The sequence below is a fragment of the Fulvivirga sp. AWR4_260 genome, from assembly GCF_056158185.1.
The window spans coordinates 3,260,822-3,273,766 of the sequence record NZ_JBSWSU010000015.1 but is presented as its reverse complement, the minus strand read 5'-3'; the positions used below and the strand labels follow the sequence as shown (position 1 = coordinate 3,273,766).

11 protein-coding genes are annotated in these 12,945 nt (G+C 36.7%); 6 read left to right on the top strand and 5 right to left on the bottom strand.

Going from position 1 to position 12,945, the window contains the following annotated elements:
• The first annotated feature begins 38 nt into the window (after positions 1-38).
• A complete protein-coding gene (locus tag ACXACQ_RS20075) occupies positions 39-665 on the top strand; it encodes a histidine phosphatase family protein (RefSeq protein WP_474977779.1) in 627 nt (208 codons plus the stop codon).
• Here the strand turns inward: ACXACQ_RS20075 and ACXACQ_RS20070 are convergent.
• Genes ACXACQ_RS20070 through ACXACQ_RS20060 form a run of 3 tightly spaced genes read right to left on the bottom strand, consistent with a single transcriptional unit; the run spans position 662 to position 4,031 of the window.
• The gene (locus ACXACQ_RS20070; RefSeq protein WP_474977778.1) at positions 662-2,146 is read right to left on the bottom strand and encodes a tetratricopeptide repeat protein; all 1,485 of its coding nucleotides are present in this window, start codon (positions 2,144-2,146) and stop codon (positions 662-664) included. The genes ACXACQ_RS20075 and ACXACQ_RS20070 overlap by 4 nt on opposite strands.
• Positions 2,147-2,148: 2 nt before the next feature.
• Positions 2,149-2,928 carry a zinc ribbon domain-containing protein gene (locus ACXACQ_RS20065; protein ID WP_474977777.1) on the bottom strand — a complete coding sequence of 260 codons (780 nt, stop codon included), beginning with the start codon at positions 2,926-2,928 and terminating at the stop codon, positions 2,149-2,151.
• Between the two features lie 5 nt (positions 2,929-2,933).
• On the bottom strand, positions 2,934-4,031 hold the full coding sequence (locus tag ACXACQ_RS20060; RefSeq protein WP_474977776.1) for a Nif3-like dinuclear metal center hexameric protein: 1,098 nt from the start codon (positions 4,029-4,031) through the stop codon (positions 2,934-2,936).
• 136 nt (positions 4,032-4,167) lie between these two features.
• On the opposite strand from ACXACQ_RS20060, the gene lpxK reads away from it, so the two are divergent.
• From lpxK to ACXACQ_RS20045, 3 genes are all read left to right on the top strand, one after another.
• On the top strand, positions 4,168-5,190 hold the full coding sequence (gene lpxK / locus ACXACQ_RS20055) for a tetraacyldisaccharide 4'-kinase (protein ID WP_474977775.1): 1,023 nt from the start codon (positions 4,168-4,170) through the stop codon (positions 5,188-5,190).
• A gap of 352 nt (positions 5,191-5,542) precedes the next feature.
• A complete protein-coding gene (locus ACXACQ_RS20050; RefSeq protein WP_474977774.1) occupies positions 5,543-7,465 on the top strand; it encodes a putative porin in 1,923 nt (640 codons plus the stop codon).
• Positions 7,458-8,063 carry a MiaE family protein gene (locus tag ACXACQ_RS20045; protein WP_474977773.1) on the top strand — a complete coding sequence of 202 codons (606 nt, stop codon included), beginning with the start codon at positions 7,458-7,460 and terminating at the stop codon, positions 8,061-8,063. Before ACXACQ_RS20050 ends, ACXACQ_RS20045 begins: the two co-directional genes overlap by 8 nt.
• 50 nt (positions 8,064-8,113) lie before the next feature.
• On the opposite strand, the gene ACXACQ_RS20040 is transcribed toward ACXACQ_RS20045, so the two are convergent.
• Positions 8,114-9,373: an asparagine synthetase B gene (locus ACXACQ_RS20040; protein WP_474977772.1), complete on the bottom strand. Its 1,260-nt coding sequence runs from the start codon at positions 9,371-9,373 to the stop codon at positions 8,114-8,116.
• A 201-nt stretch (positions 9,374-9,574) separates the two neighbouring features.
• On the opposite strand from ACXACQ_RS20040, the gene ACXACQ_RS20035 reads away from it, so the two are divergent.
• Together ACXACQ_RS20035 and ACXACQ_RS20030 are read left to right on the top strand one after the other, a co-directional pair.
• Positions 9,575-10,813, top strand: coding sequence for an ABC transporter permease (locus ACXACQ_RS20035; protein WP_474977771.1), 1,239 nt, complete (start codon positions 9,575-9,577; stop codon positions 10,811-10,813).
• 52 nt (positions 10,814-10,865) lie between these two features.
• Positions 10,866-11,447, top strand: coding sequence for a hypothetical protein (locus ACXACQ_RS20030; RefSeq protein ID WP_474977770.1), 582 nt, complete (start codon positions 10,866-10,868; stop codon positions 11,445-11,447).
• Between the two features lies 1 nt (position 11,448).
• On the opposite strand, the gene ACXACQ_RS20025 is transcribed toward ACXACQ_RS20030, so the two are convergent.
• The gene (locus tag ACXACQ_RS20025; protein ID WP_474977769.1) at positions 11,449-12,873 is read right to left on the bottom strand and encodes a hypothetical protein; all 1,425 of its coding nucleotides are present in this window, start codon (positions 12,871-12,873) and stop codon (positions 11,449-11,451) included.
• Positions 12,874-12,945: the final 72 nt, after the last annotated feature.

Genomic DNA, 12,945 nt, shown 5'->3' with positions numbered 1-12,945 from the left:
AAAAAAGGGTTAATTTTGATTCCAAAAATACAGACAAATTGAAAAGCAAAAAAATATATTTAGTCCGTCACGGTCAAACAGATTATAACCTTAATGGAATAGTGCAGGGAAGTGGTATAGATGCACCACTTAACAATACGGGGGAGAAACAAGCAGAGCTTTTTTTTGAGGCTTATAAGGGGCTTCATTTCGATAAGGTATATACCTCTACATTGCAAAGAAGCATACAGTCAGTGCAAAGATTTTTAGATTTAGGTTATCCTCATGAAAAACTCAGTGGATTGAACGAAATCAATTGGGGTACTAGAGAGGGGATGAAGATAACACCTGAGGAAGATGCCTACTATTACTCGGTGATAGAAGCGTGGCAACAAGGTGATGTTACTTTAAAAATAGAAGGAGGGGAGAGCCCGCAAGATGTGTGTGATAGACAAAAAGTGGCCTTGGAGCACATATTGAAGCAGGAAGACGAGGAAACGATTTTAATCTGTATGCATGGGCGTGCTATGCGTGTTTTTCTTTGTCTGATGCTCAACTATCATTTGAAATGTATGGATCAGTTTGAGCACTCTAACCTTTGTTTGTATAAATTGAACTACACAGGCAGCATGTTTACCATTGAAAATTTCAATGACACGGATCACTTTAAGGGATATCAATTTTAATTGAGCCTATTGAGTGCAGCCTCTGCTTTGTTGTCAAGGCTGTTTTTGTATTGATGGTTTTTATACTTCAAGACTTTGTTGTAGTATTTGATAGCTTTGGACTTATCTCCCAGGGCTTCATAAATGTATCCAAGTTGCAGGCATGAGTTAGGAGCAAAATACCAATTGCTATCTTTGGCCTTTTCTATTGTAGAAAGGTAAAAAATTATAGCGGAATTGATTTTTCCTGTTTTATGAAAAAGTCTGGCTTTTCTGTAGCTATATTCAGCCTTTTCTTCTGTGTTTTTTGGGGTGAATTCTTCATGTAGCAGATGATTGGCCTCGTCATAAAAACCACCGTCAGTTGCTAGCCTAATCTTCATTATGTGCGCATTAGGGTAATCTGCTAGCTGAAGCATTTTGTCTGCATTTTTATCCGCTTCAACTATTATAGAGCCCTTTGTCTTTGCTTTGTCATGTATTTGCTCAGCCTTGGTAGTGTTGCTGTCTAGCCAATAAGCGAGAAAAATTTTGTAATAAGCATCTTTAACAAAATTGCTTCCTTTGTAATTATCTATAAAGTTTTCATATTCTGTAATGGCGGACTCGTAAGCCCCTTTTTGAAGATATACTTCTCCTGCAAAATAGTGTGTAAATGGGATAGTGGTATATTCCTGAGCCATTAGCCCTTTTATATGATCATAAATTTTTAAGGCTTCTTGGCCCATAGCAGCTTTTAAGTATAGTGACATGTATAGGTAGCTTATAAGCATGTCATTTTTATTTTGGTTAAAGATTTTCTCAAAACTGGTAATGGCAGCTAGGTCTTTGTTAAGTAAATACCCGTTGAGCAAGGCCGTAATGATGATGCTTTCTTTACGGAATAAATTTTCTGATTCAGCAACCTTCTCTAGTTCATTAAGCCCCTTGGCAATATCCCCATCCATACCGAATAAATGTATTAGCCATTGATGTTTTTCGGGCACGGCACCTAGAATTATGTGCAGAGCTCCCAGTGTTTTATAGGTGGGGATAAAGTCAGGATAATTTTTTTTGTTTGCCTCTAGTAGCTTATAGGCTTTTCTAAAGCTCCACCCTGCACTAGTTTCGTTTCCTGATTTCAAATGGATGAAGGCTGTTCTAAGTTTTATTTCAGCTAAGTAATAGTTTTTGTATGGACTATCGCCCTCATAGTTACTGATGCTGTTGTAGGCGTTTTCGGAGGCTTCTAAGTAACTGTCATTTAAGGAAGGGTCGTCTGTAATAATTACTTCTAACGCTTCTTTTAAATTAGTGAGGTAAAGTGTAGCCGGAGAGTCTGATAATTCATTGATGGCTACTTCAGCTCTGCCGAGTCTAAGAGATGTAATTTCTTTGTAAGCAGTAAGGTGCTGGGGTGTAAACTGCCATTGAGCGTAAGAAGCCGAAGGGATGAAAAATAAAAAAAGGTAAGCTGTAAAGCTTACCTTTTTTCTTAAAAAAATGTATGTGATTAAAGCCAAAATTATGCTTTTTTCTTTCTTCTTGTTGTTCTCTTTGGTTTTTCTTCTTCCAAAGATTCCATGTCTACATCGGCAAGAATTCTTCCAGAATGCTCATCGATAACAATTTTCTTTTTCTCACGAATTTCAGCAATTTTTTGTGGAGGTATAACAATGTTACATCCTTCTGCTGCTCCTCTACGTACAGTTACTACAGCTAATCCGTTAGATAGGTTGGCTCTTAGTTTTTCATAATATTTGAAAAGCTTAGGCTCTATTTTCTTCTCAGCTTTTTCTCTATCATTTAATAACTTTTGCTCCTCGTCCTGACTGTCTTCTAAAATTTCTTTTAGTTCTTGTTGCTTATTCTCAAGGTCTGCAGTACGCTCAGAAATCGTTTCTTCAATGTTTTGAATATCCTCTTTCTTTCTGTCTATACTTACGTGAGCTTCTTTTGTTTTCTTTTCAAGAATTTGAATTTCTAACTCCTGAAGTTCTATTTCTTTCGTGATGGCATCATACTCTCTGTTGTTGCGAACATTGTTTTGTTGCTCAGAGTACTTTGCGATTAACTTTTCAGCTTCTTTAATTCCGTTTTTATTGTCTTTGATAGACTGTTCTAAATCTTCAAGTTCAGCATTAAAACGCTTAGATCTTGTTTTATAACCTTCTATCTCATCTTCCAAATCCTGAACTTCGTCAGGTAAATCTCCTCTTAATTTCTTTAATTCGTCAAGTTTTGAGTCAATGGATTGTAATTTTACGAGAGCCTCTAGTTTTTGTGCAACACTTGTATTTTCCATGTAATCTATAAGTAACTGATTGGATTTGTTACAATTTCTGATAAATTGTGCCCAAAGCTAGTAAATTTTTTACTTAAAAACTCACTAATCAAATCTTTTGTATAAACCTCGCTTTCATAGTGTCCGATGTCTGCTATCATTATTTTATCTTCCGCATCAAAAAACTCATGATATTTGAAGTCTGCCGTTATATAAATATCGGCACGGGCACCAATAGCAGCCTGCAATAAGAAACTACCTGATCCACCGCATATACCCACTTTTTCAATCATTTTGCCAGTGGGTGCAGTATGTCTGATACAGTTTAAGTTCATACATTCTTTTAAATACTTTAAGAACTCAAAAGATTCCATGGGCGCGTTTAATTTCCCTACCATGCCAGCACCTACTTCTTGATTGTAATTATTGAGTGGGCTCAAGTAATAGGCTACTTCTTCGTATGGATGAGACTGGTTTAAAGCAGAGAGAATGGATCTTTCTAAATAAGAAGGGAAAATCACTTCTATTCTATCTTCTTTCACTTCTTCTTGCTTGCCTACACTTCCTATATGTGGGTCTGCCGATTCATTAGGTTTAAAAGTACCTGTGCCTTCTACCTTAAAGCTGCAATTGCTGTAGTTACCTATGTTACCTGCTCCGGCAGCATGCAATGCATCAAGTACAGTATTTGTGCTTTCTTTGGGTATAAATGCGGTAAGCTTGGTCAGTTGCGCTGCCTTTGGGGATAAAATTTTAGTCTCCTTCAAGCCTATTTTGTCTGCGATTTTTTTATTTACGCCATTATGTACACTGTCTAAATTAGTGTGTATAGCATAAATGGCAATGTCGTTTTTGATGGCTTTTATGACTGTGCGCTCTACATAGTTTTTACCGGTAAAAGACTTTAGTCCTTTAAAAACAATGGGATGATGCGATATGATAAGGTTACAATTTTTGGCTATAGCCTCTTCTACCACTTCTTCTGTAGTATCAAGAGTTATGAGTGTATCAGTAACTTCCATATCCATGTCTCCGGTAATCAGCCTCGAATTATCATAACTTTCTTGATATGCTGGTGGAGCAATAGTTTCTAAATATTTTACTATGTCTTTTATTTTAGTCATAAATACTCAAATTTGTGTAATTGTATCGTGCCCATTAACTCTTACTAAATGAGTTGGAGATGCTTGTTTTATGTTGATGAACAAAGTTAAACGATACATTACTTAATCAATAATAGTACTTCTACTAAGTTATTTAATGAAAATCTCGACTTTAGCTCTGTATCCTTTTTCTGTTTTGTATGATGGTGTTACCCAGTTTAGAAATTTCATGTATGATACAGGGCGGAAAACTTCTTTTGAGTTTGATGTTAACGTTATTTCTGTGGGCAATCTTTCTGTAGGTGGTACAGGTAAGACACCCATGGTGGAGTATATCATTAGGCTTTTGGCACCCGAAACAAGTATAGCCACTTTAAGTAGGGGGTATGGTCGTAAAACTAAGGGTTTTAGAATTGCCAATAATGATGATTCTCCCAAAACTATTGGTGATGAGCCTTATCAAATTCATCAGAAATTTCCGGAAATTCCTGTAACAGTAGGAGAGGAGAGAGCGGTGGCTATTCCTTTTATATTAGCGGAACATCCTCAGTTGAGCACCATTATTCTTGATGATGCTTACCAGCATAGGCCAGTGAAACCCAATTTAAATATTTTGTTAACGGATTATTCACGACCATTTTTTAATGATTATGTATTGCCTGCAGGCCGATTGAGAGAAAATAGGAATGGTGCCGCTAGGGCTGATATTATAGTAATCACCAAATGCCCTTCAGCGTCAATAGATTATCAGTACTATATTGATAACATTCGTAAATATAATAGTGAAGCCATTATTGCTTTTACTGCCATAGGCTACGAAAAGCCTACAGGCATTAATACAGATGCTAACATGAAGCCTGATGTGTTTTTAGTGACAGGTATAGCTAATCCGGCTTCGTTGGTGGAGCAAGTAAAAAAAGGATATAATTTAGTGGGGCAGTATCAGTTTAAAGACCATCATGACTACTCTCTTAAGGATATTGAATTAATTAAAGAGCGGTTCAGCGTAGCAGAAGGTAACGACAAGTGCATTATAACCACAGAAAAAGATATGGTTAAGCTAAAGCCTTTAATCGATGAGTCGGGAATCGATATTCCATTTTTCTATATTCCAATCAAAACATTATTTTTGAAAGGAGAAGAAGAGTTTAACAGCGCTATTTTAGGCACTTTACAGTAAGGGATGAAGTGATGAAAAAACTGTGGGCATTATACGCCCTAAGAGCAGCCTGATGTGTTTATTGATTTACTCCTTGATTTATGTTATAAACAGACCACGTTGGCGTGCATAACTCTATATGGTAGAAAAAAATTGGCTTGGCTTTTGTTTCAAGGTATTCGTAATCTTCTATTAAGCCATGGTGAAGCGAATTAGCTCAAATTTAGTCGTACTAGGACAGATAATTTTACGTTATTTGCAGTCAATATATTAAAACCATGGCTTTAGTATATTTGGAGTATTTATTCATAAGCTATCATTGAAATCGAGCGTGCACTTTAAAAAGATATTTTTTTTATTAACACTGTCTGTTTTGTCGTATTCAGCATATGCGCAAATAGAAATACCTCAGGAGGAGGAAACAACAGATAGAATTGGTTCTAAAATACTGGATGACACCACCAAACAAGTTTATGGGCCAACTACTACTCGTTATACCTTTGAAGAAAATATTCGTTTTAATAATCCTCAATATTGGACTATAGATACATTGGTGACTGATATGCATAAATATCAGTTTACGGTAAAGGCGAATAACCTTTACCAAAACCTAGGTAATATTGGAACAGCGGCTAACCCTATCTACCCGTTGCTGCCTAATACTATAGGAGCCTCTTCCGGTTATAATGTTTATGATTTATATTATCGTGGTCCAGATCAGATCAGGTATTATGATACCAAATCACCATATTCCAAGTTTGGCGTAATTTGGGGAGGTCAGGGTAGAGCAATTACTGAAGCTACATATGCAAGAAATATAGATGCGCGTTCTGGTATTGGTTTTGATTTTAGAGGGTTGTATATAGACAAACAAATTTTAAGAACTAGAAGGGGAGATAGAAACGTGGAGGGTACATATTACACGGGCTATGCGCACTATAAAACTAAGAATGGTAAATATAGGGTGCTGGCTAATTTCATTAGAAACCGCCATATAGTTGATGAGTATGGGGGGATGTTCGACACCACTTTAGGAGATAGTTTGGAATTATATTTTGATGAAAATGCAAGGAGAACTAGCTTGTCTGAGGCGCAAACAGATGAGCTTCGCACAAACTATCATATCTATCAGCAGTATCAACTAAATAAAGCCTTAGAGTTATTTTATGTGTATGATAGATACAAGCAGCAGAATACATTCCTTGATGACTTCTCAGAGGAGTCAGCCTCTTTACATCCTTTTGATTTTACCTTAGGTAGAGATTATGAAGGAGATGATTATGATATTGATACGCTCAATGTTAAGGATAGAACTAAGTTAATTTATAATCAGCATCAGTTGGGCGTAAAAGGAGATATAGGCAAAGGATTTTATAGTTTTTACTATAAGGCAAGAGATGTTAAGCTCGATTACAAATATATTGAAGAGGATTCCTTAGGATTTGATACTGACTATTTGGAAAACTACGTGGGGTTTGATTTACGCTTTGGAAATGATTCGGTCAGTTATGTAAAAGCTTATGGAGAATATAAAATAGGGGGTGAATATAAGCTGGGAGGAGAAATTAGAAATAAATGGTTTTTTGCTGAGGCCAAAAGTGTAAAGTATTTACCTGGTTATATTACCAGAGCTTACCGAGGTACTCATGATATTTGGAATGAAGATTTTGATTCTCCTATTTCTACAATGGCCAAAGCAGGTCTAAACTTTAAATTAGGTCCATTTAGATTGCAACCATCTGCAGAGTATAACTTGCTTACCAATTATGTCTATTTTAGGCAGTATAATGACGTAGAAGAAGGGCAACAAACGGTGCTTCCTACCCAAGCCTCGGGTGATATTAGCGTTAATAAAGGAAATTTGAAATTGAGCTATGACTTTGGTAAGCATTTCAATATAAATGGAGAAGTGATCTATGCAAAGGTAACGGGTAGTTCATCAGATGCTGTAAGCGTACCAGAATGGCTTGGCAATGCACAGTTTTCTTACCACAACATATTTTTTGATGGCAACTTAGAATTGCAAACGGGTATTGATGGCCATATAAAATCTGATTTTTATGCCATGGGATATGACCCGGCTATAATGCAGTACTATGTTCAGGATACATACATGGTGCCAGCTTACCCTGTAATAGATGTATTTTTAAATGCCAAAATCAATAGGGGAAGATTCTTTTTGAAGTATAATAATATTGTTGAAATTATCCGCGGTACGGGGTACTTTGCTACGCCATATTACCCTGGTCAAACTACGGTATTAGATTTCGGTTTTAACTGGTCTTTTTATGATTAATGAAGATGATAAACAGGTCTTGGGCCTGGAGTTACCTACTGACCCAAGGTGGGTGAATATTGCAGAAAAAAACATAGGAGATATATTAACAGATCATGCTTTTTGTGAGCAAAAAGCTGCAAGTTCTTGTATTTCGCTAATAGTGAAATACCCCGAGAAGGAAGAGTTAGTTGAAATGCTTACGCCTGTGGTTGCTGAAGAGTGGAGTCACTTTGAGCGTGTGCTGTTAGAGATGAAGAAGAGAGGGTTTAAATTAGGGGCCCAGCGAAAAGATGAGTATGTAGCTCAACTTCTAAAAATAGAAAAACGAGGAGGAAGTAGAGAAGAGCAGTTGGTAGAAAAGTTATTGATTAATGCTTTGATTGAGGCCAGAAGTTGTGAGCGTTTCAGGCTATTGTGGAGATATATAGAAGATGAAGAATTGCAGAAATTCTATTACGAACTTATGGTGTCAGAGGCAGGTCATTATAAGAATTTCCTTCAGCTAGCCAAAAGCTACTTACCTGAAGAGGTAGTAATGAAAAGGTGGAGAGAGATATTAGAGGCTGAGGCTGAAATTGTAAAAAACCTGGAAGTAAGAGGTGATAGAATGCATTAAAAATATGATTAGTTAAAAAAGCCCCGATAGACTCACTATCGGGGCTTTTTTTATGTTTTTTGTTTCTTCTTTTTAGCCGCAGGAAACAGTATGTTATTAAGTATTAACCTATAGCCGGGTGAATTAGGGTGTAAGTTCAAATCGGTAGGTTCTTCATTTACTAAATGTTGGTAATCTTCAGGATCATGCCCACCATAGAAAGTCCAGAAACCTTTGCCATATACGCCATGCATGTATTTCACTTCGCCAATGGTTTTGTTTTCACCCATAATTACTACATCAGATTTTACCAGTTTCTTTTTGTAGCCTGTGGTTTGTCCGTAAAAACCTTTGATAACCCTCGTGTGGTCTTGTGTTAACATGGTAGGGATTGGATCCCATTTAGCACTAAACTCAAAAAGATTGAAATAATCATTTTCTTCAGTTAGTCCTCTTTCAGAGAGCTGATTATCAATGTTAGAAAATTCATATTCATAAGGATTTCTCGAAATCTTAAAATCTTTAAATGCAAATGTGTTATCATAGTTGAGTTTGCTCTGTGCATTAGGGTCAGGCGCATCGCCATCAAACATTCGGTCTACAATATCAACGCCTGCAGCTGCTAAGGCTATATCATAAGTATCTGTAGCTGAGCACATGGCGAAAAGAAATCCGCCACCACTAACAAAGCCTCTGATTTTTTCTGCTACAGCTAATTTTAAATTGGACACTTTGCTGAACCCATGTTTTCGGGCCGATTCTTCAAACTCTTTTTGTTGCTCTATGTACCAAGGCATATTTTTAAAGGAGCGATAAAACTTACCATACTGACCGGTGAAATCTTCGTGGTGCAAGTGTAGCCAGTCGTATTCAGGTAGTTTCTCTTCTAATACCTCGTCATCAAAAATGACATCATAGGGTATTTCAGCATAAGTGAGTACTAGAGTTACGGCATCATCCCAAGGCTGTTTGCTTTTAGGGCTGTATACCGCAATTTTCGGAAACTTATTGAGCTTCATCACATCCATATTGGAAGATGGGCTGGCTATATCAGAAATGATATTGTTAGATTGAGCATCGGAAATCACTTCATAGCTTACGCCACGTATGATCAGCTCATTTTCAAATTTCTGGTAGTATTTAAACATAAAGCTACCTCCTTTGTAATTGAGTAGCCAGTCTACATCTATTTCATTTTGAAGTACCCAGTATGCTATACCATAAGCCTTTAAATGGTTCGACTGGTTATTATCCATAGGCACGAATATATAACTAGCACGGGCTTGGTAAAATAAGAAGAGGGCCAAAAGTGTAAAGAATATTCTCTTCATTTTTAGTTTTACTTTTTGTAAGTATCAAAGTATATTTTCAAAATTAAACTATAATATGTGCCTCTGGTAGAGATATCAACTTTAAGTTTAATATTTCAGCGTTTTATTTAACCATTAAAAACGGTTATCGACTAATCAGGTAAATTATAATTCTAAGAACGATATTATTAATTAGATTAGTTTCACAAATAATTATTATTCATGGATCTGTCAGAAAATATACGAGAAGGACTTCGCTCAGTAAATTCAAATATTTTGAGAACCATACTTACCGCTCTAATTGTGGCTATTGGTATTATGAGTTTAGTCGGTATTCTTACGGCTGTTGATGGTATCGAGGCTTCGGTAAAAGATAGCCTGGCAGACTTGGGGGTGAATACTTTTGATATTTATAGTAAGAGGAATAGGGGAGGTAGAAGACAAGGAAAGGCAGACAAAGTAGCAGAATCGTTGAAGTTGGATGATGCCTTGCGCTTCATTGATAACTATAAGTATTCTTCTTCTATTAGTTTATCAACGGATGTAACCAGTACGGCTGAGCTCAAACATAACTCTGAGAAGACCAACCCTAATGTGTGGGTAGTAGGTGCCAATGCTGAATACATTACCCTCAAGGGACTTAATATTGAGAAAGGTAGGGGGTTTTCTACTGTTGAATTACAATATGGTACCAATGTGGCCATAGTAGGTCCTGATGTAGTTAAAACACTATTTAAGAATAATGCAGACCCTTTAAATGCTGAAATTAGCATGCTAGGTGGAAAATTTCAGATTGTTGGGGTATTGGAAGAAGAAGGGCAAATGGGAGGAGGAGACGGCCCAGATAATTCGGTGATATTGCCATTAATAAGTGCCAATAGGTTGGGTTCTGATCGTATATTAGAATACACCCTTACAGTTGGTATTAGTAACACCGCAGAGATGGATTTTGCAATGGGAGAGGCCACTGGTCTTATGAGGCAAATTCGCCAAGATAAATTAGGAGACGAGAATTCATTTGAACTTAATAGGAGTGACTCTTTGGCAGAAAAAATGGGAGAGATAACCGGCATACTTAGGATTGCTGGTTTTTCAATAGGATTTATTACTCTACTAGGAGCATGCATTGCCCTTATGAATATCATGCTTGTATCGGTAACGGAGCGCACTAGAGAAGTAGGTGTTAGAAAGGCGTTAGGAGCAACTCCTTTGCGCATAAGGCAGCAATTTATTATCGAGGCTATTGTTGTATGCCTGCTAGGGGGAGTGGCTGGTGTAATACTTGGAATAGCTATAGGAAATCTTTTTGCAGGCATATTAGGTATAGAAGGGTTTGTAATGCCGTGGTTATGGATTATCTTAGGCCTTATTATTTGTGTGGTAGTTGGTTTAATATCAGGTTATTATCCGGCAAATAAAGCTGCTAAGCTTGATCCGATAGAGTCTTTACGCTTTGAGTAGACCTTAAAAAAATAGCCTGAACACTGTAATATTATTGTTTTAGGCTATTTTCATGTTAAGAATATTTGTTTTGTTATTCTGTTTGTTTCCTGCAAGTCTTTTTGCAGGACAGTTGGTTGTTTCCGGTGTTTATCAAGGTAAACCACTTTATATTCAAAACCCATACCATCAGGCTGTAGGGAGTTTCTGTACCCAAGAAGTATTTGTTAATGATAAAAAAGTGTTGGATCATCCTAAGTTATCAGCATTTAAGATTGATCTTTCGCACCTGGAGCAAGGGGAAGCAGTAGTAGTGAAAATCACCTATTATGATGGATGTACACCCAGGGTAGTTAACCCTGATGCCATAAGACCAGCAGCACGCTTGAAATTTATTGCCACTAATGCTGACCATAATAGTATTTCATGGACTACTAACGGAGAAGGAAGGGGAGTATTTGTGGTGGAAAAACAAATGTTAGACTCTCATAGATGGACGAAAGTTAGCCAAATCATAGCAGCTCAAAGTTTAGGCGATCAGGCTTATAGTATAGCAGTAGATGAGGTGAAGGACGGAACCCAGTTCAGGATTAAATATGTAGGTGATAATGGAGAGGTAATTTACTCCGTAGCTATTGAATACAATAATATATAAACTATTGCTTCAGCAGTTTTAGCAATTCAGCGATTGCTTCCTCTACAGCATCAATTTGAATTACAGGCACAGGGCTATTGAGTAAATGCAAAATATCCACTTCGTAGCTACTGTGCGATAGAATTATCTTTTGTTGTATGATGGATTTACGACCAAAGCCAGGTGCTTTCAGTATATCTAGCAATTTCATTTTAACCCATTCTTTACTGGCTGTACCTTTATAAATAATGGCGATATCGCATTTTACCAGATTTTGAATATGCTTTTTTCTGTTGGTATAAAGGTCTTCTGTTAGTGGAGATGATAAAATTTCGTATCCGGCTTTACTCAAATGGTTTTTAAATGCATCAGCCTGTATGTGGTCTGCAAGGTCCGAAATGAAATAAATCGCCTTCACTTCATTTGTTTTATCAGGAAAATGTAAACCTTTTGATGTTGAATAAGGCTGCTTTTTAATCAGCTCTTCTCTAATAATATTTCTAAAATCCTCTAGAGGGACTTCTATAATTTCAGCACCTTCGGTACTAGAAAGGTCTCTTTTAATATTTTCAACAAAAGCCAGTTGTTTTTCATGCGATGTGTCAATGTTTGGAGTAATCCAAATCAACCTTGAGTAACTATTACGTTCAACTAATTTGTTGCTTTTTTCGGTGGCTAGTTGGTGCTGAATGTCAGTAATAGACCGATCAGAGCCCAGCACCGTATGTCCATAACTATTGCCAATGAGATGAATAGAAAGGTCTGCACTTTCTATATCTGCCTTAACCATTTCCTTTAGGGCATTAATGTCTTCAGGAAGTGACTGGTTAGGGAGTATTTTAAAACCACCTTTTTCTAATTCTCTTTTTATAAAGTTGCGCTGTATTGTCAGTTCATGGCTTGTTTCTGCCAAGTATATAGTTTTTTGTTCTTTTTTTTGCTTTTCCTCTACTGAGCTTAAGTGCTTGGCAAGTTCAAACGCGAGGTTTGTGGCCTTGAGCCACATGTCATCATGATTCTCTGGAGAGTCAAAATCATTATAACTTTCTGCTTCACCAGTTTCAGCATCTACATTATAAAAATTGAAGCTGAGCAGGTGGTGAAGTTCATGTGGTTGTTCATCTAAGCTAACCTCTTCTTTTAGTACTTTAAACACCGAAAGGTTAGCGCTATTATAATTTAATACTTGATGCATCATTTCCATAGATTCAACCGATTTAGCAAATCCTTTTGAAATGATAGTAAGTAAGGTTTTAGGAGATTTTTGTATTTTTTCAGCGTAATAAATATATTCGGATTGCAATAATATGGTAGGTGCGTAGCCTAATATTTTAAACAGAGATTTTTCAAGGATAAAGCTAAACGCCTCTGCCCAGTTTTTTCCAGAGAGTGTTTTTTGGTTATCTGCGGAAGCATAAACAATTAAAATATCTATATCTTGCGTCATAAATAATAGATCCGTCAGTTTATGAGCTTTTAAGGTACTTTGTGAAGTGCGTATTGCTCATGGCACCAACAT

What these genes read in the sequence shown, in the direction of transcription:
- ACXACQ_RS20040 (WP_474977772.1), bottom strand. Translation starts at nt 9,373, where the DNA reads ATGAAGAGAATATTCTTTACACTTTTGGCCCTCTTCTTATTTTACCAA.
- lpxK (WP_474977775.1), top strand. Translation starts at nt 4,168, where the DNA reads ATGAAAATCTCGACTTTAGCTCTGTATCCTTTTTCTGTTTTGTATGAT.
- ACXACQ_RS20030 (WP_474977770.1), top strand. Translation starts at nt 10,866, where the DNA reads ATGTTAAGAATATTTGTTTTGTTATTCTGTTTGTTTCCTGCAAGTCTT.
- ACXACQ_RS20045 (WP_474977773.1), top strand. Translation starts at nt 7,458, where the DNA reads ATGATTAATGAAGATGATAAACAGGTCTTGGGCCTGGAGTTACCTACT.
- ACXACQ_RS20035 (WP_474977771.1), top strand. Translation starts at nt 9,575, where the DNA reads ATGGATCTGTCAGAAAATATACGAGAAGGACTTCGCTCAGTAAATTCA.
- ACXACQ_RS20060 (WP_474977776.1), bottom strand. Translation starts at nt 4,031, where the DNA reads ATGACTAAAATAAAAGACATAGTAAAATATTTAGAAACTATTGCTCCA.
- ACXACQ_RS20065 (WP_474977777.1), bottom strand. Translation starts at nt 2,928, where the DNA reads ATGGAAAATACAAGTGTTGCACAAAAACTAGAGGCTCTCGTAAAATTA.
- ACXACQ_RS20025 (WP_474977769.1), bottom strand. Translation starts at nt 12,873, where the DNA reads ATGACGCAAGATATAGATATTTTAATTGTTTATGCTTCCGCAGATAAC.